This window comes from Rosistilla oblonga (assembly GCF_007751715.1).
Classification (GTDB): Bacteria; Planctomycetota; Planctomycetia; order Pirellulales; family Pirellulaceae; genus Rosistilla; species Rosistilla oblonga.
In genome coordinates this window covers 3,178,606-3,201,470 of sequence record NZ_CP036292.1, presented here as the reverse complement: position 1 = coordinate 3,201,470, position 22,865 = coordinate 3,178,606, and the positions used below count along the sequence as shown (strand labels likewise).

The following is a 22,865-nucleotide window of genomic DNA, read 5'->3' as shown; positions in this document are numbered from 1 at the left end:
CTTCCACCGTGCTAACCCAGCATCGTTCTCCCACGACGACGTACAAAGGACTCCGACGGCATACCACCCTCCCATAACAATATGCCGTCGTCGAGCGAAAAGAGACCGCCGAGTTGAACTCGGCGGTCTCTTTTTTTTGAACCATCAGCGATTCCGTCGGCGGGGCCGATCGCTCTCGCTTAAGTTGCCGACGAACTGTCAGCCGGTTTCTTCGACTTCATCATCGATCCGCCGACGCCAAGCCCAATGATCAGCAACTGGCTGGCGACAAACGCGACAAGCGCCATTTTGACGCTGTCCTGTCCGCCGTAAGAGTGCAGGCCGAAACCGAGTTGATTCGTTCCGAACCAGCTCCACGCGGTGATGATATTCCCACCGACAGCCAACGTGGCAAAGCCTCGCTCGCCGACCATGCCGTCCCAACGGGCGTGCAACATCAGAGCGCACCAGATCACGATCAGCAGAGCGCCGTTCTCTTTCGGATCCCAGCCCCAGAAGCGGCCCCAACTGTCGTCGGCCCACAAGCCGCCCAACACGGTGCCGATGAAGCTGAACAGAATTCCAAAGCAGCAGACGCCGTAGATCATCCGGTAGATATCGCGGCGATAAGCAAACAGCTTGGGGCTGATGCGTTTTGAGAAGCACAGATACAAGATTCCAAGGATGCCCGCCAAGAAGGTGGCGGTATAACCGAGTGTGATCGTGACGACGTGCGTCGACAACCAGAACTGGGTGTCCAAGACAGCTTGCAACACCGGCATCGTATCGCCGGAATTTAAGCTGTACGCGACCAACAACCCAAACACGCCACACATTGCAGCGACGACGTTGCCGATGCCATGCCGGTAGATCCGTTCCAATCCCATTCCAAACAGCACACCGGCCCACGAGATGAAGACCGCCGACGAATAGAGATTGATCACTGGAGCGCGACCGGTAATCATCATCCGAACGACGAGGATCACGGTGTGCAGGACCAACGAACAACCGATCAGATAGAAGGCAGTCCGCTGCGCTCGCGGCGATTTGATCATCAAACAATACAGCGAGATCAGCAGCGCTAGCACGTAGACGGTGAATGCGGCGACGCTCGAATGCGTGCCGACCAACCAGCGTTCCAAACGGACTCGCCAGGGCTGCATGTTGCTAGGTTTGGCAGCGTCGACCGAAGCCAACATCGTTTCCAGCCCCGCGTTAAACGCTTGCGGATCGTCTTGTTCGTATGCGGTTCGCATCGCGTCGAAACCTGCCAGCCCAGGAATCCCCGCATCGGCATCGTCCAGTTCGGCTGCGTAGGCTTCCAACGCTGCCGGAGCGTACATCTTCCACTCGGGCTGGGTTCCTTCGATTTCGCTGTCCGCGTTTTCTTGCGGTGGGAAGATCGCCGGTCCGCCGACTTGTAACACTTCGCGAACCTGCATCGTGTTGACTCGCAACACCGCTTCGCGAAGATCTCGCAACGACATCCCTTCGGGGATCTCCTTCTCGCTCAAGTCGTCGACTCGCAACGGTTCGCGGAAGACCTGCTTGACCATCAGGAAATGATTCAAGCGGCGATACAATTGCATGATCGCGTTTTCTTTGAAGCTGAGCGATTGAGGTTCCTTGTCGCGGGTCGCCTTGGCGATCGTTTCGATCTTGCCAAACGAAGGTTGCAGTTCGCGGAAGCTGTAGCGTTTATCGGTTCGTTCGGACAAACCAACTTCGCTAAGCACCTCGGTCGCGTCGATCCGGATCATTGGGAAATCGAGGATCTCGTCGCGGTCTCCAATCGCTTCGAAGAACCACTCCATCGCCGACAGCTTCTTGCCGACGCGATCGACCAACGCTTGCGGAGCCTTCGCCGTGGGCAGCGAATCTTTGTTGCTGACCAGTTTCATCGCGTCGCGAGCAAATTGATCCAACGGCAACACGCGGCCACCCGACATGATCGGGATCGCGCCGGCTTGGTACATGTCCATCTCGCGAGCCTGCGAATCGCGACTGGACATGCTCTGCCAAACTGTCGGTGGAACCAACATGCTGATCTGATAGAACGCGACGATCGCCACCGTGGCAACGATCGGCCAGCGGCTGCCCGACTTTTCGGGGGCCGGTTTCTTTTTTTCTTCGCGTTCGCGGCGACCGACAAATCGGTCGAGGGTTCCGATGAAGTGGACCATCATTCCCAAGCCGACGATGCCGCAGGCGACGTACGGAATCAACCAGCCCTCGTTGCGGACGACTTGCAAAACTGTCGCTTTGGATCCGCCGGGCGATTCCAAATACTGCGATTGATAAAACGTCTCGCCACGATAACGCAGCGGGTTGTTCATCCAAATCCGCTCTTGGCGATCCTCGCCCGTTTCGGGGTCGACGATTCGGATGAAGGAACTGTAATCGCGAGGCGTCTCGGTGCCGCTGTAATTCACGCGGCGAACCTCTGACAATTGGATCCAATACGGTTTGGGAACACGAGCGTAACGCAAACCGACGCCATACTCTTTATCGTTCGCTTCGAGGATATCAAAGCTGTCGGTGAAGGAACCGCCGCTGAACAGCTTTTCCGCATCGTTCAGGTATTGCGACACCAAGAACGTCCCCAGCGGTTCGGTCTGCCCCTTGGCATAAAACCGGACGTACGCCGATACAATGTTGGTCCCTTCGCTGGCACCGCCCACCGGAGCTGCCTCTTTGACAGCCAGTCGTAGACCAAGTCCCGTGTCGGCGGGATTCTCTCCCTCGTCGGTAACTTGCGAATTGGGCATGTAATCGACGACTTCGATCTCGAACGGCAGACGCGGATCGCTGATTCGCGAATCGCTTCCTTCGTACGAAGCCAGCATCGAATCGGGAATCGCAATCACCTGCGTCTCCCCTTCTTTCGATTTATCCATGAACGCAAGCTCGACTTGGTCCATGTTAATCAAAGTGTTAGACGATTCGCGTTGCGAGAGAATCAATCGTTGTTCCAATTGGCGATCGCCAAAGGCAAACTGGCCGATCATCAACAGCGCGACGCCGAAGTGCAGCAACAGATTGCCACCTTGCTGACCAAACAGCAACAGGCATCCCACCAACAGGATGCTGGCTACGCCAAGGCCCTTAGCCATCTGCCAAACGATCCGCAGCCCCGGTTCGCCGATCGTGAACCCCAGCAGGATCGCGATCGCTCCGGCACCAAACAGGATCGCCAGAACTCCAAACGCGTATTTCCAACCGCGGCGCGGCGCAGAGACGATCCCGGCGACCGATCCGGCCAGCGACAGGAAGACCATCGCGCACAGCCCATACCAAACCATCGGGTACGAAGGCGGTTGCCCCTGCAATCCTTCGGCGTTGGAAGCACCAAACACGATCGCTAACAGGACGCCCACGCCGACGGCACAGACAGCGATTCCGGCGACCAACCGCGTACCTGTCGCACGGATATGGAACCGCGTGATCTTGGCAGCGATCAAGTTGATCAGCAGTGCAAACCCGATAAGTTTGCCGCCGGGGAAGGGGAACCAGGCACCGTCGGGCATCAACGAATTGGCCCCGATACGATGTTCGTGAAAGTAGAACGGCTGGGGGACAAAATCGTCGATGTAAACGCGGCTCACCCAGCTGGTGAAGTAGGCGTCTTTGACTTGCTGCATGTTCATTTCATCTTGAGCCAGCGTGCCGGCCAAGATGATCACGATCGAAAGTGCAAACAACGCCACGGTCCACTTCAGCGAACCTAAAAACGTGAGCACCGACATCACCGATGCGTTGATTTCCAGTCCCGTATCGCGGTTGCGATCTGCAGTTGCGGTTGCCATGGGAGGACCCTTGTATTGAATTGCTGTCGGCGGAAGGCTGGCTTTATTAGCCGTTGGCCGATGGTTTAATTGTATGCAGGAACTCCGTCAGCGGCTTATCGGCCGCTTTCACCGCCGCCGGGGCGCCGGTCATCTTGATGAACAAGCTCGATCCGCCTTCCAGCGGGACCATCGTCACATCGATAGCTTTCTCCCCGCCCTCTTCGCCGTACAGACGGAAGCGGGTGCCGGTGATTCCCATCACGGTGACCTCTTCGCCAGCTTCGAGCACTGCCGCGGCATCGTCCGGCTTGCTCTCCGCATTGACTTGGCTCACCCACATCCCGATGTTCGCCTCGACGTCGCCGCCGGCTTCGATCATCGTGACCTCGGCCGCGCCCTCGTCGGTCTCGACGTTAAAGGCAGCTAAGCGCATCCCGCCAGCGCTTCCTACGGTCCAGCCTTCGGGAAGTTCATATTCGTATTTCGCTGCGGCCGGCGGTGTCGCCGCGGCAACCGGAGCTGACGCTGGGGGAGCCATCCCGCCAGCACCCGCCATCGGCGGACGGCCTCCCATCGAAGGACCCGACTTAAAGACGCCGTCGATGCTGACCCAGATCGCTTGAGCATCCGAAGGTGGATCGTCCAACTGCAACGCTTCGCCGCCGGCGTACTTTTCAGTCTCTGGAGGCAACGCCATCTGGCCGCGCCAGCGATTGACGTTCGCCAGAACCTGTTCGTCCCAGTCACCGTTTCGCCCGAGTTCAGCCACGCTCATCTCGATCATCCGTTCCCCGGCGGGGATCTGGAACTTGGCGTGTTGCATCATCCCAGGTGCGATCCGTTTCCAATCCTCGGGAACGTCCAACTGCGGCGTGCCGTCTTCGTACTTCAGCTGCTGGACCCACTCTTTAAAAGGAGCTTCGATCGCGCTGACCGAATCGACGTCGGAGACCAATTTGTAGAACCACACCTTTTCGGTCCCGGGCACAATTCCGCCCAACATCCGATCCTGCTGGACCAACGATTCGGGAACCGTGGTAGGAATGGTGTAGCTGGTGATCTGATCGCTGCGGCCGCAACCGGCAACCAACAGAGTCAATATGACAAGGCCAAACGTTCTCGCCGCACAACGCAACGCAAACGGCGATCGCGGGCTCGCTTCGGCCGAAGCAAATTGTGACATTTCTGGCCGCCCCAAGCAGCGGGGCAGGTGATTCAATTTTGGGATCAAGGGATTACCAAAGTTAGCATCGCGAGAGATTGCAACGCCTCGCGAATATTAGATTGGAAGGTTCGGTGCAACCGGAGGTGGGGAGGGTGGCTCGCAATCGGCGACATCCTGTCGGCAGGCTGCCTGGAGGATGCGAGATCCATCTGCGGCAAGCCTTGGATTGGCGGGTGGGGCGATTGCTTCCGTGCATCTTCAACTAAACACGATCATAACCATAGGGGCACTTAAAAGGCAGCAGTCGATCCGTTAAGGACTCGAAATTGCCATATGTGCGTCAAATTGAAGTATAGCTGTCAAATCGGGACTCGGCGACCTGATTCCAGCCGCGTCGCCCGGGTTGATACCGCAATCTATCAGAGCTCCGCTAGATTGGTAAGGGTAAACGCCGCCGCCGCACCGGGGTCAAAGTGTCGCGGCACCGCCAGCATTCAGCCGCCAGTCGCCCCAGCCGCACCATAAATCTGGCGGCGCAGCAGTGTTGACCTCTTGTGCATTTTGGGCAGCACAGAATATTCTAATTGAGACTGATTCGTAATATCAGCATGAATAGCGACGACGCAGCAAGCCAAGGAAACGACGGTCCTCAGCCAGCCACGCTCGGATTCTTTCGCCACGGTTGATTCACAGCCGGTGGCGATCTACCCGTTTAGCAATCCCTGCAAGGATCCTCTGTGATGGCGACTAGCTTCCTCTTTAACGATCGTTTCAAAACACTCTCCACCGCCAAGCAGCGGAAAACCGCTGGCTTTACCTTGGTCGAACTGCTTGTCGTGATCGCGATCATCGGCATCCTAGTCGGCTTGTTGCTGCCAGCCGTGCAAGCGGCCCGCGAAGCCGCTCGGCGGATGCAGTGCGGCAACAATATGAAGCAGCTCGGCTTGGCGTTGCACAACTACGCGTCGACCTATAACGAAGCCTTCCCGAACAACGGCTGGTCCTATACCGGTGGCTATCCCGCCGACTTCTCGCCGTTTGCCAAGCTGCTGGCTTACGTGGAACAAGAGAACCTGCAGAACCTTATCGATTTCAACATCTACATGGGCCATCCGGCGATCGCAGATCTCCCCCTGGAATTGCGAACCGCAGCGGCGACGCGCGTCCCCACGTTTGAATGTCCCAGCGATGTCGGAGCCGACCTGCACTCGATGACTCTACCCTCGGGGACGGTGATCGACGTCGCGGGAACCAGTTATGCGATGAACCAAGGGAGCGGGATGGACGGCGCGTTCCATCCGGGCAACGGCACGCCATCGAACGGATTGTGCTGGATCGGATCGAAGATCAAATTCCGCGACGTAATCGATGGGACCAGCAACACGATCGCGTTTGCCGAGACGACGATCGGAGTCGGCACCGACATCGCTTCGCCAACGCCGATCCAAGACGTCCGCCAATACCGCGCCAACACGTCGACAGTCGACGTCGCGACCGTGAATCTCGCCAATTCGAGCGGACTCAGCGGAGTGCAAGGGAGCATCACGTCGTGGCGTGGAGATCGAAACCACTACTGGCTGCGGGGCAGTGTTCCCAGCGGCCCCGTCATGAACGGCAGCCTGACGCCCAACAGCGAGGTCCCCGACATGGTGGTCGGTTCGTCGAAGATGACAGCGGCTCGCAGCTACCACCCTGGTGTCGCCGTCGTTTGCCTGGTCGACGGAAGCGTCCGCAACGTCAGCGACACGATCGATCTCAATGCATGGCACGCCAGCTGGACTCGCGGCGGTGGCGAGATCCAAACGGTCTCCAGCCAATAAGCGACCTGGCCCAACCGCGGGCAACGACAGCGTCAATCGGCCGCGGGCGACAGGTGGGATTTCATAAATCTCAGCACATTCGCCCGGGCCCCGGCGTCCATGAACGACAACAGATGCCCCAGCCCCTCGACGCGGACAAACTCGCTGTCGATCTTCAATTTCTGTTGGCGTTGGAAAAGCGATTCGGCACCGGCGATCGGAACCAACAGGTCGCGGGTGCCATGATAAAAGAGCGTCGGCGGATCGCCGCCGCTCACCAAAACCGCGGGCGACCCAAATTCATAAGCCTCGGGACGTTCGCGTCGCGTGCCGCCGAAGAAGTAGGCCAACAGCGAATTGTCCAGCGGCAGATCGCGGAAATCGGCTGGGGTCCCGCCGGCGACGACAGCCAGCGGGCGAGGCAGCTTGCCCCAGCACAAATCGTCAGCCGACAACTGCGTCGTTTTGGCAACGGTCTCCGCCGGTTCGTCGTCCAGCATCGCGATCATGCAGCTGAGGTGGGCACCGGCACTGTAGCCGAACAAGCCAAGCCGCTTCAAATCCCAGCGATTCTCCTCCGCGTGATCGTGAACCCACGCCAACGCGGCGCGGACGTCGTCCAATTGAGCGGGGAACTTATGAGCTGGTGCCAGGCGATAATTGATCGAAACCGCCGCGATCCCGTGCTGGGCGAACATTCGCGCGTAGGTTGCCGGCAACGCTTTGTCGCCACTCATCCAAGCCCCGCCGTGAACCACCAAAACGATGGGACAGCTGTCGACGACGCCCGCCGGCTGGTAGACGTCGGCCAACAGCGACTGATCGCCCTCGGTCTTATATGCCAGATCGAAGCGGACCGAATACTCCGCCGGCTCGCGATCCTGGGAATCCTCCGCCGCGGCGACCGCGCCAATTGCCAGAACGCCAAGAAGCACGGCAGATGTCAGTTGATGAATGTTCATCAGATCAGCCTACGCAGCCGCCGAGACGGCCGCAACACCGCGGGACCGATGTTGCCGCAGCGGTGCCGGCTGGTCAGCAACTGGCGACGCGCATGTCGCAACGCAAAGAAACGTCTCCTGTGTCACGCTGCCAAGTTGACAGCAACCGCCATCAAAGCGTGTCGGATCGATCGCACAAAAACTTGCGTCGCTCGACTTGTCCCGCGAAACACGGGCTTTTTCGGCTTCGCTCGGTTTCCGGCGGCCGGAAAAGGCGTTTGGCACAGCGATTGCTTATGGTGGCAGCAAACGCATTTTGAGTGCCAACTGGTACCGGTCTAGTCTGACCCCGCACCGTCGGGGAGATTGGACCGCGCCATTGACTGATAATGAAATTTGACTCAACCGTTCTGGAGGTGTGACGGAAATGGCAGCAGCAACAAAATCGAAGACAAAGATTGGACTGCAACCGCTCGGCGATCGTTTGGTCGTGCAACGTGAAGAATCCGAAGAGACCACCGCTGGTGGAATCGTGTTGCCGGGTTCGGCACAAGAGAAGCCCGCCCGCGGAACTGTTGTCGCTTTGGGCGACGGCAAGCTGTTGGACGATGGCACGCGAGCAGCGTCTCAAGTGGCAGTTGGCGATCGCGTGATCTTCAGCAGCTACGCTGGCGAGACCGTCGAAACTCAAGACCAAGAATACCTGTTGATGCGTGAAGACGACATTTTGGCCGTCATCGAAGGCTAGTCTGCCGCGTCGCAGCGAGGGACGGATGCAACCGGCAAGCCGTCGACACAGTTAATGGCATTGCGGACCACGCAGATCCCTCTTCCATTTATCAACGAACAACCTAAACACCATCTATTTGGAGCGATTAGATACCGATGGCAAAAATCATCGCATTTGAGCAAGAGGCACGCGAAGCGATTCGTCGCGGCGTGAGCAAGTTGGCGCGAGCCGTTAAAGTGACTTTGGGTCCTAAGGGACGCAACGTCATCATCCAAAAGAGCTTTGGCAGCCCAACCGTCACCAAGGACGGTGTTTCGGTCGCCAAGGAGATCGATCTCGAGGACGTCTATGAAAACATGGGCGCTCGCATGGTTCGCGAAGTTGCCAGCAAGACCAGCGACGTCGCCGGCGATGGTACCACCACCGCTACCGTGATGGCCGAAGCGATCTTCAACGAAGGCCTCAAGGCTGTCGTCGCGGGTGTCAATCCGATCCAGATGAAGCGCGGTATCGAGCAAGCAGTTGTCGACATCACCGAGCAACTGAAGAAGATGGCAATCAAGGTCAAGAGCAAGGAAGACATGGCGAACGTCGCCACCGTTGCTTCGAACAACGATCGCGAAATCGGTAGCCTGTTGGCCGACGCGATGGAAAAAGTCGGCAAAGACGGCGTGATCACCGTCGACGAAGGCAAGAGCCTGCACACCGAGCAGGAATGGGTCGAAGGTATGCAGTTCGACCGCGGCTACCTGTCGCCTTACTTCGTCACCGATTCGACCACCATGCAAGCCGTCCTCGAAGACGCTTACATCTTGGTCTTCGAGAAGAAGATCTCCAACATCAAGGACCTGGTTCCTGTCCTGGAACAAGTCGTTCAACAAAGCAAGCCTCTGTTGATCGTCGCTGAAGACGTCGACGGCGAAGCGTTGGCGACCTTGGTCATCAACCGCCTGCGTGGCACGTTCAACTGCGTTGCCGTCAAGGCTCCTGGTTACGGCGACCGTCGCAAGGCGATGATGGAAGATATCGCGATCCTGACCGGTGGCGAAGCGATCTTCGAAGCCTTGGGTACCAAGTTGGAAAACGTCGGCATCGCTCAACTTGGCCGCGCCAAGAAGATCATCGTCGACAAGGACAACACCACCGTGATCGAAGGTGCTGGCAAGAGCAGCGAGATCAAGGGACGCATCGAGCAGATCCGTCGCGAAATCGATAACTCGTCTAGCGATTACGATAAGGAAAAGCTGGAAGAGCGTTTGGCCAAGTTGGCTGGCGGTGTCGCCAAGGTCAACGTTGGTGCTGCGACCGAAAGCGAAATGAAAGAGAAGAAGGCTCGCGTCGAAGATGCGTTGCACGCGACTCGCGCTGCCGTTGAAGAAGGCATCCTGCCAGGTGGTGGCGTCGCTCTGTTGCGTGCCAGCAGCAAGGTCAAGCCAGGCGAGATCTCCGACGACGAACTCGTCGGTTACAACATCGTCGTGCGTGCTTGCCGCGCTCCTTTGACGATGATCTCCGAAAACGCTGGCCAAGATGGCGGCGTCGTCTGCGAAAAGGTCCTCGGATCCAAGGGCAACTACGGTTACAACGCCCTGACCGACACCTACGAAGACCTGGTTTCGGCCGGCGTCATCGACCCGACCAAGGTGACTCGCACCGCGCTGGGCAATGCTGCCAGCGTCGCGACGCTGTTGCTGACCAGCGACGCGTTGATCGCCGAGAAGCCGAAGGATGGCAAAGCCGGCGGACACGGCGGCGACCACGATATGTACTAATGAACACGCGGCAACGCTAACTTCATTTTGCGAAACCTCAGCCCTCAATAGGCTGAGGTTTTTTTATGCGCCGCCCCAGCCCATTCCTCTTTCGCAACCACCGCTCTCATGCGGCAAGCGGCTCCAGTTGCTGCAAGCTCTTGCAGGACCCTCCCCCACATCCCGGTGGTGCCGTTGTCAAGCTGTGACGGTCGACGGGGTTCGACGCCCCGAGCCCTAGCCGTTTCCCGCTCCCGGTCGCACCGGACCTCAGGTTTGAGACAGTCAAACCGATAACGCTCAACGAGAGACTCGCGACGAACATAACGATCCGGGATAGCAAAGGCAGCTGGCCCAACTTCGTCGCTCCCTCTACCTCGACCATTGGCAAGGATGCTATGAAACGCTTCACAACCTGTTTGACGAGCTGTTTGGCCCTTTCGCTGGCTGGCTGCGCCGGGACCGGCCCCAAACCTCGGGTCGCCCAAAACGAAGCCCCCGCAAACGAAGGTTATGTCGCTGCGGAATCTGCCGGCGGCCCAGCGGTAGCAAACAAACCGGTGATCGAAACGGTAGCCTACCGCTTCGGGCAGCAGGCGACCGAATCGGACGCCGCTGCAGATGCCACCGAGATTCCAACTGCGGCCCAGCCAACCGCGACAGTCCAGTTGGTGCCCGCAGCCGTCGACGCTCCCCAAGCGGCATTCCCAACCAACGATTCGGTGGTCGTTCCCGCGGATAACACGATCTACAACGGGCCAGCCTACACGCTGGCAGATCTGGAGCAGTTGGCGCTCAGCAATAATCCATCGATCGCTGCGGCCTACGCCGCAAACAACAAAGCGGCTGGCCTGCGCCGCCAAGTCGGCGTGCGTCCCAACCCAACGATGGGCTATTCGGCGCAACAGCTGGCCGACGAACAAACCGACCAACATCTGTTGTTTCTCGAACAGGAGTTTGTCCGTGGCGACAAACTGGAACTGAACCGATCGGTCCTTTCGCATACCGCATCGGCACAGCGATGGGAAACCGAGACACAGCGGTACCGCGTCTTAACCGACGTTCGCATCCGCTTCTTCGAAGCTCTCGCCGCCCAACAGCAGCTCGATGCGACGCGTGAATTCGAAGCGGTTGCGCGCCGCGGTGTCGACGTCGCGACGCAACGCCAAGAAGCAGAGGAAGGGACGCTGATCGAAGTCCTGCAGGCCCAGACGATGCTCAGCGAAATCACGCTGGCAGCCGAACGGACCGAGGTTGCCTATCGCGGAGCTTGGCAGGACCTCGCCGCGATCGCAGGTCTACCGACATCCACCCCAGCCCGATTGTTAGCAGAACTCGAACCACCGGCTCACACTCCCGATTGGGATACGGCTTACGGATCGATCGTCGCGCAAAGCCCCGAGATGTCGGTTGCCAACGCCTTGGTCTGCGAGAAGGCTGCGTTGCTGAAGCGTCAGCAAGTGCAGATGACGCCAAACGTCACCGGCCAACTGGGAGCCGGATTCGACAACGGCACCGATTCGGGAATGATCAACGTGCAACTGTCGGCCCCGATTCCGGTTTGGAACAAAAACGCGGGGAACATCTCCGCCGCCTACGCCGACTATCGCCGCGCGGTGCAGAACGTCAAACGGGTTGAACAATCGATCAAGTCGCGTTTGGCCCGGACCGCTCAAGATTACGACGCCACGATGGCGTCGGTGCAAAAGTATCAACAAGAGATCATCCCGCAAGCGACCAAGAGTCTGGAACTGTCCGAAGAGGGCTACAAAGCGGGCGAACTCGAGTTCTTGCAGGTCTTGATCGTTCGCCGCAGCTACTACGATTCGATGATGCGATTCATCGAAGCCAAGGGCCAGTTGGCTCAAGCCAACGCAAAGGTTGACGGCCTGCTGCTGACCGGCGGACTCGATGCACCGCAAGACTACACCGACGGCGACGGAATTCGCGGTGCCTCGTTTGGCGGTCAATAATCGGCCGAAACGCCGACATCGCAACAAAAGTCTCGACGACATCATCGGCCTCACGGTTGATGATGTCGTTGCGTCATTTCTATAAGCCCTGCAGTGGCTTGAGCGCCCAAGGGCTCCGCGCAAACGCGGCTTGCTAATCGCCAGAGCAGAGCAGAAGGTTCCCCGGGCCCGTTCGCTCGCCCCGGATCTGAATTCGAGCTCCATATCCTTTCTGTTGGCGGCAAGCTGTTGCGCCGCATGACGCCAGACGTCATACATCGCCGCGTCCCACTCTGTTTGGTGCAATCGCAGCGGTCCTGCACGGGCGTACGCCAAAATCTGCGACATTTTCAGGGGGCGTTCCACCGGGTTCTCTCACCCACTCCCCTTGTTTTGCTTTGTGTATTAGCGGTTAGGGCAACTGGGACGGGCGAATTGGGCTTTATGAGGCCGTTGTATTCGATTTCAGGGGGCTAGAATTAACAATCGTCACATCCGCAATCGCCCTGACAGGGTTCGCCAGACGTGCTACAATAAGTCGAACTTCTAGACGAAGTCCCACCCGGACCGCGTAGCTCGCGGCCAACCATCGACACCCACACCCTCCCCCACCTCCCATTGAGACGCCTGCTTGCCGCAGGTGGACCCTCCGATGCAAATGCAAAACAGCAAACGCCAGCGGCGCGGTTCGGCAAGTACCACCATCTTTGCAGCAACCCTGGGCATGTTCCTGGTCTGCGGAGTGGTCGGCCAGTTCTTCGGTAGCATGGTCGATTCGGTGAAAGGCTTTTTTGTCGAAGCTCCCAAGCCGGTCTACCTCACAACAACAGCTACCATGGAACCGTTTGTGCACACGGTGCTCGAACGGGGCGAAGTCGAAAGTTCCAGCAACATCGAGGTCCGCTGCGAAGTCAATCGCCGCTCGGGTTCCGCCGGCACTAACATCATCGAGATCGTTCCCGAGGGAACATGGGTCGAAGCTGGTGACTTCTTGGTCCGCTTGGACGATTCAGCGCTGCAGACCCAATTGATCCAACAACAGATCGTCTGCAGCAACAGCGAATCGGCGGTGATCGAAGCTCAGGCGAAAGTCGATTCGACCAAGTTGGAATTGAGCGAATACGAAGAGGGAACGTTCAAAGAGAAGTTGGCTCAACAGCAGAGCGAGGTTTTTGTCGCTCAAGAAAACAAACGCCGCGCCGAGGAGTACCTCGATTACAGCAAGCGTCTGGCCGAGCGGGGTTACATTCCCGAAGCTCAATTGGAAGCCGATACGTTTGCCGTCGAAAAGGCTCGCAACGAACTGGGCGTTGCCGAAACGAAACTCGCCGTTTTGAACACCTTCACGAAAGAGAAGATGTTAACTCAGTTGCGAGCCGAAATTCGGACCGCCGAATCGCGTTTGCAATCGCGAACCAAGACCTGGGAACTCGACAAGGTCCAGCTCGAAGAGATCGAAGACCAAATTGAGAAGTGCCGCATTTGGGCTCCCGTCGCCGGACAGGTTGTCTACGCGAACAATCAGACCCGCAGTGCCAACAAGATCATGATCGAAGAGGGGATGCCGGTTCGCGAACGGCAAACGATCATCAATCTCCCCGATCCCAAAAAGATGCGTGTTAAGACGTTGGTCCACGAATCGCGGATCGGACACGTTCGCCCCGGGCTGACCGCCGAACTGATGCTCGATGCGATGCCCGACCTCTCTCTGACCGGCAAGGTGACGACGGTCAGCGAATATCCGTTGCCCGCGATCAGCGTCTACATGTCGCACGTCAAGGAATATGTCGTCGAGGTCGAGATCACCGATCCACCGCGCGACTTGCGTCCGGGAATGACAGCCGAAGTCAACATCCTTGTGCAACGGATCGATCAAGCGTTGCAAGTTCCAATCGAAGCGGTGATCGAGCGCGAAGGGCAATACTTCTGTGCACTGCCAAACGAAGATGGAACGCTGGAAACGCGTGAGGTTGTCGTCGGCACGACCAACGAAACCAACCTGGTCATCGAATCGGGTTTGTCCGCTAATGAAGAGGTCGTGCTCAACGTGCGAACCGAACAGGTAATGGAACAGATGGATCTGCCTAGCCTCGAAACTTCGTGAGTCCACCGCCTACCGAAGAGATACCATGCTGCTCGCTCAATCCGACACCGCACCTGTTGAAGGTCCCGTCGATCCGCCGCAGATCGCGCTCAGCATCCGCGGACTCTGCAAGGATTATCGCTTAAGCAGCGAGACGGTACACGTCCTCAAAGGCGTCCAACTGGAGGTCCCCCGCGGCGATTATGTGGCTATCATGGGCCCCTCGGGATCGGGCAAAAGCACGCTTCTAAATCTTCTCGGCGGCCTCGACACACCCACCTCAGGCCAATACCTGATCGGCGATTGTGACGTCGCGAAACTGAGCGACGACGAATTGTCGGCGATCCGAGCCAAACGGATCGGGTTTGTCTTTCAAGCCTACAACCTGCTGCCTCAGTTGGATGTGTTGGAGAACATCGAGGTCCCGCTGGCCTACAGCGGCGGGATCAGCGCATCGGATCGTGAGCGCAGCCAAGCGCTTGCCGACCTGGTGGGACTGGGCCAACGCTGCGAGCACCGCCCGACCGAACTCTCCGGCGGACAACAGCAGCGAGCTGGCATCGCCCGCAGCTTGATCAATCACCCCGAATTCATCCTCGCCGACGAAGCGACAGGCAACCTGGACACCGCGACGACCGAGGAGATCCTCGAGTTGTTCGAGGAGTTGAATCAACAGGGGGCCACGATCGTGATGGTCACCCACGAGGAAGAGGTCGCTCAACGCGCCCGCCGGATCGTTCGGCTGCGCGATGGCGTCGTCGAACTCGACCAACGACTCCGCGATCCCGCACCGCCCGCTGAAGCGACCGACGTCGTCGACGCGCCGCTGCATCGCACGCGCCCGTCGCAACTGCGGATGCGGATGCGAGACGTCCGCGTGGGACTCAAAACGCTGTTGATGCATCCGCTGCGTTCGATGCTGACGGTGCTGGGAATCTTCATCGGCGTCGCCAGCGTGATCTGGTTGCTGGCGATCAGCGAAGGGATCGCGGCGAAAGCGAACCAACAAATCGAAGAACTTGGCGCGAACAACATCATCCTGACAACCGCTCGCCCGCCCGCCGACGAATTGCAGGGCAAGCGGGTCTACTATTATGGACTCACCGAACAGGACTGGCATCATCTGGAGACTTCGATCCCGTCGGTCGATCTTGCGATTCCCTTCTACCGCCGATCGGGACGTGAATTCCGCTATCTCGACCGGATGATGATGGGCGAGATCAACGCCTGCACCCCCGATTACAAAGACCTCTACCGGTTGGAACTGGTCTCGGGGCGATTCCTGATCGACCGCGATATCGAGACCGGAGCCAACGTTTGCGTCTTAGCAAAAGAAGTCGCCGACACGCTGTTCAAACACGAAGATCCGATCGGAAAGTCGATCCACGTAATCGACGACTACTTCCGCGTCGTTGGCGTCGCCGCGTCGCGCGAGGACCTCGACAGCGTCGAAGAGACAAGCAACAAGCAGAAATTTTCGGACAACGTTTACATCCCACTGGAAACGTATTGGATCCGCTTTGGCGAAGTCACATCGCGCGGCAACAACGGCAGCCGCGCGCTGTCGCAAATCACGCTGCGATTGAAGGATCAACGCGACGCCGTCGCCACCGGGCACGCGATCGAACAAGCGCTCGGCCGCACGCATCTGTTTGCCGATTTCACCGTCGGCGTCCCGCTGAAGCTGCTCGAACAAGCCCAGAACACGCGGCTGATGTTCATGGCGATGATGGGCCTATTGGCTGGGATCTCGCTGGTCGTCGGCGGCATCGGCATCATGAATATCATGCTCGCCACGGTCACCGAACGAACTCGAGAGATCGGAATCCGCCGAGCCCTCGGTGCGCGGCGACGCGACATCACCCGGCAGTTCCTGATCGAGACGGTGCTGTTGTCCGTCGGTGGCGGGATCACCGGGATCCTGGGCGGCCTGACCTGCGAAAAAGTCCTCGACCTGTTCCGTTGGACTCTTCAAAAAGCGATGCCTGAGATGATGGATTCGCTGCCCGAAGTTGTGCTCACGATGCAACCGGTGATCATCCCCTGGTCGATCCCGATCGCGTTTGGGATCTCCGTCGCCGTCGGCGTGACGTTTGGGCTCTATCCAGCATTGCGAGCTGCCAAGATGAACCCCATCGAAGCACTGCGACACGTCGGATAAGCAAGCGAAGCTCTGTGCGAATCAGGCCTCTCGAATCCCCAACCTCGACTGCATCTCTTCCAACGGAACGCCTTTGGTTTCCGGCATGAAGAACTTCACCCAGAACAGCTGCAAGACCATCATTCCGGCGAAGAACCCAAAGATCGCCGCCGGTGGAAGTTGGGCAGCGAGCGTCGGGAAGACCAGCGTCAGTAGCGCCGCAAACAACCAATGCGTGCTGCTTCCCAAAGCCTGGCCCGCGGCGCGATGGCGATTCGGGAAGATCTCGCTAATGAAGACCCAAATCACGGCTCCCTGACCGATCGCGTGCGCGGCGATAAAGGCGAAGATGCAAGCCGGAACGATCTGAAACGTTTCGGTCCAGAACGCCCACGTGCACAGTCCAAGCGAGACGATGTAGCCGCACGACCCGATCAGCATCAGCGTCCGCCGTCCCAGCCGATCGATTAACCACAGCCCGAGATAGGTGAAGATCAGGTTCGTGATCCCGATCCCCACGGACTGCAGCAACGCGGCGCTTTCGCCCAGCCCGGTCCATTCAAAGATCCGCGGCGCGAAGTAGAGAATCGCATTGATTCCGGACAGCTGGTTGAAGAAGGCGATCAGGAATGCGAGTGTGATCGGCTTCTGCAGTCGGCCCGTAAAGAACGGCGTTTTCGTCGACGCTTCGCCGCCACCCGCTTGCACCGAATCGACAAGCTCCGTCAACTGTTGCTCCGATAAGTCGGGATTCACCGTTGCGAAGATCTCTCTTCCCGCATCGCGCTGTCCGCCGTGAGTGATCAACCAACGGGGACTCTCGGGAATCGTAAAACACATCACCGTGTAGATTAACGCGGGGATCGCTTCCACACCCAGCATCCATCGCCAAGCGACCGCCGCGTCGACATAGTTGCCGATCAAATAGTTGGAGACAAACGCGACTAGAATCCCAAAGACGATGTTGAACTGAAACATACCGGCAAGCCGCCCACGCAGCCCCGGTGGCGAGATCTCCGCGATGTACAGTGGCGATGCGACCGTTGCAATGCCGACACCAACGCCGCCGATGAAACGGGCGAGCATGAACGTGTATTGTTCGCCGGCGAGTGCCGAACCGCCCGCCGACACGAAATAGAGGCAGCCGATCCAGAGCAACGTTTTACGGCGTCCAAAGCGTTCGGTCGGCAGCCCGCCAAAGACCGCTCCCAAAACAGTCCCCCAGAGCGCCGCACTCATGCACAGCCCATGTGTCATCCCGTCCAGACGCCACTGCGTTTGGATATCCTGCTCGGCTCCCGAGATCACAATCGTATCGAACCCAAACAAGAAACCTGCCAACGCAGACGTCAGTGACCAGATAAAGAGCCGTGGGTTCATGCGAGTGTCTCTCCTGTCTGCGATGCCAATTTGTGCCTGCGGTGCATGATACCCTACGCGAATCCCGAACGTGACTCGCCGGCTCGCGTTCAACAAGTTCGCACCGGTTTTGCGTTCGGCAAATCGACCGCTCCGCGAACGCCATCGGTTTCGCAAACCGCAGCCGTTTGATCGACAGATCGTTCGTCGATAGATTGGCACAAATCACTCACCGCCAAATCGTTCATGTTATGCTGGTCGCTGGAATGGAAACCGGATGCGGATTCATCACGTGGGAACACAACCTTGGTGCAACCGCATCCGCTGACGACGATCCAGCTGGGCCCATGATCGATCGCCCGCGATCCAGTCGTTCCGGCAGGACGCCAGCGCGGTTGGCCCTTGCCGCGCTGCCACTTCAAACAACTTCCCCCACGGAACTCGAAGAATGAATCGATTGCAACGGATCGCTTATGCGATCGCTTGCCTGCTTACTGTATGTTGCAGCCCGGCGGCGTTTGCTGATGATCGTCCGCCAAACGTCGTCGTTGTTTTCATCGACGACATGGGATACGCCGACCCGAGTTGTTTTGGCAATCCCGCGATGAAGACGCCCAACATCGATCGGTTGGCCGCCGAAGGGATTCGGTTGACGAACTTCTACGTCAATTCGCCGATCTGTTCGGCGTCGCGAGTCGCTTTAACAACCGGACAATACCAACAGCGGTATCGCATCCATTCGTATTTTGCCACGCGAGAATCGAATCGACAGCGGAAGATGCCCGACTGGCTCGATCCCACCGCGCCAACACTGGCCAAGCTTTTGAAGTCGGCCGGCTACGCGACAGCTCACTTTGGCAAATGGCACATGGGCGGAGGAAGAGACGTCGGCGACGCTCCGCTGCCGCAGGCGTACGGCTTTGACGAATCGTTGGTCTCTTTCGAAGGCCTCGGCGACCGGATTTTGTGGCAGAAGACGGGCAACCAAGAGCAGAGTTGGAAACATGGACGGGGCAAGATCCTCGACCTCCCCAAACACAAAACAACCGAAACCTACGTCGATCATGCAATCGACTTCATGACGAAAAATCGCGACCAACGGTTCTATCTTCGCGTCTTCCCGAACGACGTCCACGACAGGCATTTACCTTCGGACGAACAACGCAAGAAGTGGGAAGGTGCTTCGGACAACCCGCCCGATGTCGACTTCTTTGCCGTCCTCGATGAAACCGATCGGCAGATCGGCAGGTTGCTGAAAACGATCGACGCGTTGGAACTGGCCGACGATACGTTGGTTCTGTTCACCAGCGACAACGGGCCGACCGACTGGCCGCGATACTACAAAGACGGCCATCAACCGCCTGGCTTTACCGGGCCGCTGCGGGGACGCAAATGGAGTCTCTACGAAGGCGGGATCCGGATGCCTTTCATCGCCCGCTGGCCGGGAAAGATTCCTGCTGGTGCGACCAACGATCAGACCGTGATGGCAGCGATCGATGTGTTGCCGACGATTGCCAAGCTATGCGGCGCGGGAGTCGACATGGACCGTGCGGACGGACTGGACATGTCGGCGGCGCTGCTGGGCAAACCGACCGTGCGCAATCGCCCGATCTTCTGGGAATACGGAGTCCACGGCAGCATCAAACCGGGCACCCCGGAAAACATCAGCCCCCAGTTGGCGATGCGGCAGGACGACTGGAAACTGCTGTGTAATCCCGACGGCAGCGAACTAAAATTGTTCGACCTCGCCAACGATATCGGCGAGACGGAAAACGTCGCGGCGAACCATCAGCAGCGGACTGCGGAAATGCAGACGCAGTTGCTGCAATGGTGGAGCGAAATGAATACCTACTACGAGACCAAGCAATGAGAACCTCCTACCGCATCGTCGCCATCGCGTTGGCTCTTTTGGCATCGTCGATCGCGCAAGCCGCCAAGCCCAACATCGTCTTTATCCTCGTCGATGACCTCGGTTACGGCGATCTGGGCTGTTATGGACAGCAGGTGATCCAAACGCCACGGCTCGACCAAATGGCGGCTGAGGGGATGCGATTCACCAATTTCTACGCCGGCAACACCGTCTGTGCTCCGTCGCGAAGCGTGTTGATGACGGGCCAGCACATGGGGCACACGCACGTCCGCGGCAATGCAGGTGGCCCGGACATGGCAATCCAGTCGCTGCGAGATGAAGACATCACCGTGGCCGAAGTTCTGAAGTCAGCCGGCTACGCGACCGGTTTGTGCGGCAAATGGGGACTCGGCGACGACGCCCCCGGTGGACGGTCGGGGCTGCCGCGGCGACAAGGATTCGACTATTTCTACGGCTACCTCAATCAGGTTCACGCGCACAACTACTATCCCGAATTCCTCTGGCGGAACGAAGAACGCGTTGATTTGGGAAACGTCGTCCAATCGACGGGCCGTCTTCACGGAGGCTTCATGGGCGGTTGGGCGACCAAAAAAGTTGCGTACAGTCACGACCTGATCGCCGATGAGGCGTTGGGTTTCATCAAATCGAACGCCTCGACCGGTGAAAACCACAAGCCATTTTTCCTCTATTTGTCGCTGACGATTCCACACGCCAACAACGAAGCGGCGCGAGGGATCGGCGACGGCCAAGAGGTTCCCGATTACGGCATCTACGCCGACAAAGATTGGCCTAATCCCGACAAAGGCCAGGCTGCGATGATCACGCGAATGGACGCCGACGTCGGGCGGTTGCTCGATCTATTGAAGCAACTGGATATCGACGACGAGACCATCGTCCTCTTCTCCAGCGACAACGGGCCGCACGCCGAAGGAGGCCAGGATCCCGAGCGGTTCGATCCCAACGGTCCGCTGCGTGGAATGAAACGCGACCTGACCGAAGGCGGGATTCGCGTTCCGCTGATCGTTCGTTGGCCCGGCACGACACCGCCAGGTTCAAGTTCGGATCACGTCGGCTATTTTGGCGACGTCATGGCAACCGCGGCTGAGCTAAGTGGTGCGCAGACGCCCGAGGGAACCGATTCGATCAGCTTCGTTCCTACTCTCACCGGCCACCCGGAACTGCAACAGCAACACGAATACTTGTATTGGGAGTTTTACGAGCGCGGCGGCAAGCAAGCGGTCCGTGCCAAAAACTGGAAAGCGATCCGCAAGCCATGGATGACCGGAAAGACTCAGTTGTACGATTTGAGCAACGACATCGGAGAGACAAACGACGTGGCCGATGCGAATCCAGAAGTCGTCAAACAACTTGAGGCGATGATGACCGAGGCGCATGTCGAGCACCCTAACTGGACTGTCCGCCGCCGCGTTCCAGCGAAGAAGTGATCACCAAGCCGATCGGATCGCTCGCGGCTTTCCGACACATTTGGTGACCGCCACGGAATGTTTCGGAAGACAACGAACAAGCAAACCGCGGTTTCAGTGCAACCATCGCTCCCTTCGCTCTGGATCCAGCCTCACCGATTGGATTGGATCTCCATTCACCCTGTTAAGTCGGATAGCGTGGCGACAAGATCGTTCACTCCACCGCATTCGTAACGGTAACAAAGCGGTTGGCGACGAACGGTCCCGCCGCCAAAGAAGCACAATACAAATGATCGGTCACAGCATTCCTGCGATACTTAGGAGCTTCCATTGAAGACGCCCCAACACAGCCAGTCCATCTCGCTCGCCTTTCTGTTCGTTTTCGTCATCGGTAGCAGCACGGCGATGGCGGCTTCCCCGCCGGGAGGCGCTCTGCAGGGGGAACGTCCGCGTCTGATCGTCTCGACCGACATTGGCGGTTCCGATCCCGACGACTTTCAATCGCTGGTCCATCTGCTCCTCTACGCCGACGTTTTGGATCTGGAAGGTATCATCGCCTCTCCGCCCGGTGCGGGGCGCACCAAAGACATCATCGAAGTGATCGATGCTTATGCCCGTGATTACGCGCACCTCAAAGCTCATTCGAGCGACTATCCCGCTCCCGATGCGATGCGGAAGATCGCGAAGCAGGGGGCTCACGACAAGGCACCGCGGAAAGGCTGGTCCCAACCGACCGATGGCTCGCGATGGATCATCGAACGTGCGCATGCCGCCGACAAACGGCCGCTATGGATTCTGGTTTGGGGGAGCATCACCGACGTGGCTCAGGCGATCCACGACGATCCTTCGATCAAAGAACACATACGCCTCTATTCGATCGGATCTTGGAATACGGTGCAGGACCCGGCGGCTCGCGACTACTTATTCGAGCATCACAAGGACCTGTGGTGGATCGAGAGCGACACGACTTTCCGAGGCATGTACATGGGCGGCGTACAAGACGGAGAGTGGGGCAACCTTCAATTCGTCGAGCGGAACGTGAAGGGGCACGGCGCGCTCGGCGATCTCTTCTTCCAGAAGAAACGGGACATCAAGATGGGAGACACGCCTTCGCTGCTCTATTTGCTTCGCGGCGACGCCAACGATCCGACAGCGCCGCACTGGGGCGGCGCGTACGTAGCGACCGATCACGGCAAACAGTACTGGACCGACAATCCCGATCCTGGCCTGTCCACGGGCAACCGCGCCGGAGCCAAAACTGTCAGCAACTGGCGCCGCGCGTACCTTGAAGACTGGAAACAGCGAATGGATCGCGCGACGAAGCCCTAGCCGGTTAGTCGCAGTACTTCTCGCACAGCCGCGATGCCGTGTCGCATCGCAGCACTGTCGGCCAACGTCTCTCCCGCACACCAATTCACTGAGCCGCGGCGGCCATGGCAGCGCGTGGATCGCGTTGGCCGCTATCGCTCGAATTGACGCGTTCAAAATCGCCGCGGAGGGCTTTGAGTGCGTAACGCTCCTCGTTGATTTCAGCCGAAGTGCGGAAGCCCATTCGTCGCAGGATAGGCAGCGGCGGGCACCAACCTTGCAACGCGTGCTGGAACAGGAACCCGGTCACCAATCCGGGCAGGATCAACCATCGCTTGTCGACTGTCGCCGAGAGCATGACGCCTGAGAAGGCGAGGGCCGAAGCGTTGCATTCCAACGCCCGTTCGATATCCCATTCGTGGTCGAGTTCGCGAAGCCGCTCGGAGATCTCGCGTGAAGATCTGGTGGAGTAGTGGGCGATCCGCGATTGCGTCTGTTCCGCGATCTCTCGATTGATCGCTTCACACGTATGACTTTCGACGCGTTGATTTGTGGCGGGCAACATTAGGAAACTCC

14 protein-coding genes are annotated in these 22,865 nt (G+C 58.5%); 9 read left to right on the top strand and 5 right to left on the bottom strand.

Annotated elements, in window-relative coordinates:
- Window positions 1-179: 179 nt before the first annotated feature.
- Complete coding sequence (locus tag CA51_RS11345; RefSeq protein WP_145120613.1) at window positions 180-3,785, bottom strand: cytochrome c biogenesis protein; 3,606 nt, start codon at window positions 3,783-3,785, stop codon at window positions 180-182.
- A gap of 46 nt (window positions 3,786-3,831) precedes the next feature.
- Window positions 3,832-4,950 (bottom strand): hypothetical protein, encoded by a 1,119-nt coding sequence (locus CA51_RS11340; RefSeq protein ID WP_145120611.1) that lies wholly within the window; start codon window positions 4,948-4,950, stop codon window positions 3,832-3,834.
- Window positions 4,951-5,672: 722 nt separating this feature from the next.
- Between CA51_RS11340 and CA51_RS11335 the strand changes: the two genes are divergently transcribed.
- Window positions 5,673-6,752, top strand: a complete 1,080-nt coding sequence (locus CA51_RS11335; RefSeq protein ID WP_145120609.1) for a DUF1559 domain-containing protein — start codon at window positions 5,673-5,675, stop codon at window positions 6,750-6,752.
- A gap of 32 nt (window positions 6,753-6,784) precedes the next feature.
- Here the strand turns inward: CA51_RS11335 and CA51_RS11330 are convergent, their stop codons facing one another.
- A complete protein-coding gene (locus CA51_RS11330) occupies window positions 6,785-7,693 on the bottom strand; it encodes an alpha/beta hydrolase (protein WP_145120607.1) in 909 nt (302 codons plus the stop codon).
- Window positions 7,694-8,099: 406 nt separating this feature from the next.
- On the opposite strand from CA51_RS11330, the gene groES reads away from it, so the two are divergent.
- The 5 genes from groES to CA51_RS26470 all read left to right on the top strand — a co-directional run bounded on the left by groES (window position 8,100) and on the right by CA51_RS26470 (window position 16,349).
- Window positions 8,100-8,420: a co-chaperone GroES gene (gene groES, locus CA51_RS11325; protein WP_145120605.1), complete on the top strand. Its 321-nt coding sequence runs from the start codon at window positions 8,100-8,102 to the stop codon at window positions 8,418-8,420.
- Window positions 8,421-8,557: 137 nt separating this feature from the next.
- A complete protein-coding gene (gene groL, locus CA51_RS11320; RefSeq protein ID WP_145120603.1) occupies window positions 8,558-10,174 on the top strand; it encodes a chaperonin GroEL in 1,617 nt (538 codons plus the stop codon).
- A 377-nt stretch (window positions 10,175-10,551) separates the two neighbouring features.
- The gene (locus CA51_RS11315) at window positions 10,552-12,126 is read left to right on the top strand and encodes a TolC family protein (protein WP_145120601.1); all 1,575 of its coding nucleotides are present in this window, start codon (window positions 10,552-10,554) and stop codon (window positions 12,124-12,126) included.
- A 631-nt stretch (window positions 12,127-12,757) separates the two neighbouring features.
- Complete coding sequence (locus CA51_RS11310) at window positions 12,758-14,209, top strand: efflux RND transporter periplasmic adaptor subunit (protein WP_145120599.1); 1,452 nt, start codon at window positions 12,758-12,760, stop codon at window positions 14,207-14,209.
- A 25-nt stretch (window positions 14,210-14,234) separates the two neighbouring features.
- A complete protein-coding gene (locus tag CA51_RS26470; protein WP_145120597.1) occupies window positions 14,235-16,349 on the top strand; it encodes an ABC transporter permease in 2,115 nt (704 codons plus the stop codon).
- Between the two features lie 21 nt (window positions 16,350-16,370).
- On the opposite strand, the gene CA51_RS11300 is transcribed toward CA51_RS26470, so the two are convergent.
- Complete coding sequence (locus tag CA51_RS11300) at window positions 16,371-17,708, bottom strand: sugar porter family MFS transporter (protein WP_145120595.1); 1,338 nt, start codon at window positions 17,706-17,708, stop codon at window positions 16,371-16,373.
- A 427-nt stretch (window positions 17,709-18,135) separates the two neighbouring features.
- On the opposite strand from CA51_RS11300, the gene CA51_RS11295 reads away from it, so the two are divergent.
- The 3 genes from CA51_RS11295 to CA51_RS11285 all read left to right on the top strand — a co-directional run bounded on the left by CA51_RS11295 (window position 18,136) and on the right by CA51_RS11285 (window position 22,310).
- Entirely contained in the window at window positions 18,136-19,557 is a 1,422-nt protein-coding gene (locus CA51_RS11295) for a sulfatase family protein (RefSeq protein ID WP_145120593.1), read from the top strand.
- Entirely contained in the window at window positions 19,554-21,002 is a 1,449-nt protein-coding gene (locus tag CA51_RS11290) for an arylsulfatase (protein WP_145120591.1), read from the top strand. The genes CA51_RS11295 and CA51_RS11290 overlap by 4 nt, the downstream gene beginning before the upstream one ends.
- Before the next feature lie 309 nt (window positions 21,003-21,311).
- Entirely contained in the window at window positions 21,312-22,310 is a 999-nt protein-coding gene (locus tag CA51_RS11285; RefSeq protein ID WP_231746132.1) for a DUF1593 domain-containing protein, read from the top strand.
- Between the two features lie 85 nt (window positions 22,311-22,395).
- Here CA51_RS11285 and CA51_RS11280 read toward each other — a convergent pair whose 3' ends face one another.
- Window positions 22,396-22,854: a hypothetical protein gene (locus CA51_RS11280; RefSeq protein WP_145120589.1), complete on the bottom strand. Its 459-nt coding sequence runs from the start codon at window positions 22,852-22,854 to the stop codon at window positions 22,396-22,398.
- Between the last annotated feature and the right edge of the window lie 11 nt (window positions 22,855-22,865).

Bases quoted from the DNA above. Each gene is read 5' to 3' on its own strand.
- CA51_RS11345 (WP_145120613.1), bottom strand. From the start codon at position 3,785: ATGGCAACCGCAACTGCAGATCGCAACCGCGATACGGGACTGGAAATC.
- CA51_RS11340 (WP_145120611.1), bottom strand. From the start codon at position 4,950: ATGTCACAATTTGCTTCGGCCGAAGCGAGCCCGCGATCGCCGTTTGCG.
- CA51_RS11335 (WP_145120609.1), top strand. From the start codon at position 5,673: ATGGCGACTAGCTTCCTCTTTAACGATCGTTTCAAAACACTCTCCACC.
- CA51_RS11330 (WP_145120607.1), bottom strand. From the start codon at position 7,693: ATGAACATTCATCAACTGACATCTGCCGTGCTTCTTGGCGTTCTGGCA.
- groES (WP_145120605.1), top strand. From the start codon at position 8,100: ATGGCAGCAGCAACAAAATCGAAGACAAAGATTGGACTGCAACCGCTC.
- groL (WP_145120603.1), top strand. From the start codon at position 8,558: ATGGCAAAAATCATCGCATTTGAGCAAGAGGCACGCGAAGCGATTCGT.
- CA51_RS11315 (WP_145120601.1), top strand. From the start codon at position 10,552: ATGAAACGCTTCACAACCTGTTTGACGAGCTGTTTGGCCCTTTCGCTG.
- CA51_RS11310 (WP_145120599.1), top strand. From the start codon at position 12,758: ATGCAAATGCAAAACAGCAAACGCCAGCGGCGCGGTTCGGCAAGTACC.
- CA51_RS26470 (WP_145120597.1), top strand. From the start codon at position 14,235: ATGCTGCTCGCTCAATCCGACACCGCACCTGTTGAAGGTCCCGTCGAT.
- CA51_RS11300 (WP_145120595.1), bottom strand. From the start codon at position 17,708: ATGAACCCACGGCTCTTTATCTGGTCACTGACGTCTGCGTTGGCAGGT.
- CA51_RS11295 (WP_145120593.1), top strand. From the start codon at position 18,136: ATGAATCGATTGCAACGGATCGCTTATGCGATCGCTTGCCTGCTTACT.
- CA51_RS11290 (WP_145120591.1), top strand. From the start codon at position 19,554: ATGAGAACCTCCTACCGCATCGTCGCCATCGCGTTGGCTCTTTTGGCA.
- CA51_RS11280 (WP_145120589.1), bottom strand. From the start codon at position 22,854: ATGTTGCCCGCCACAAATCAACGCGTCGAAAGTCATACGTGTGAAGCG.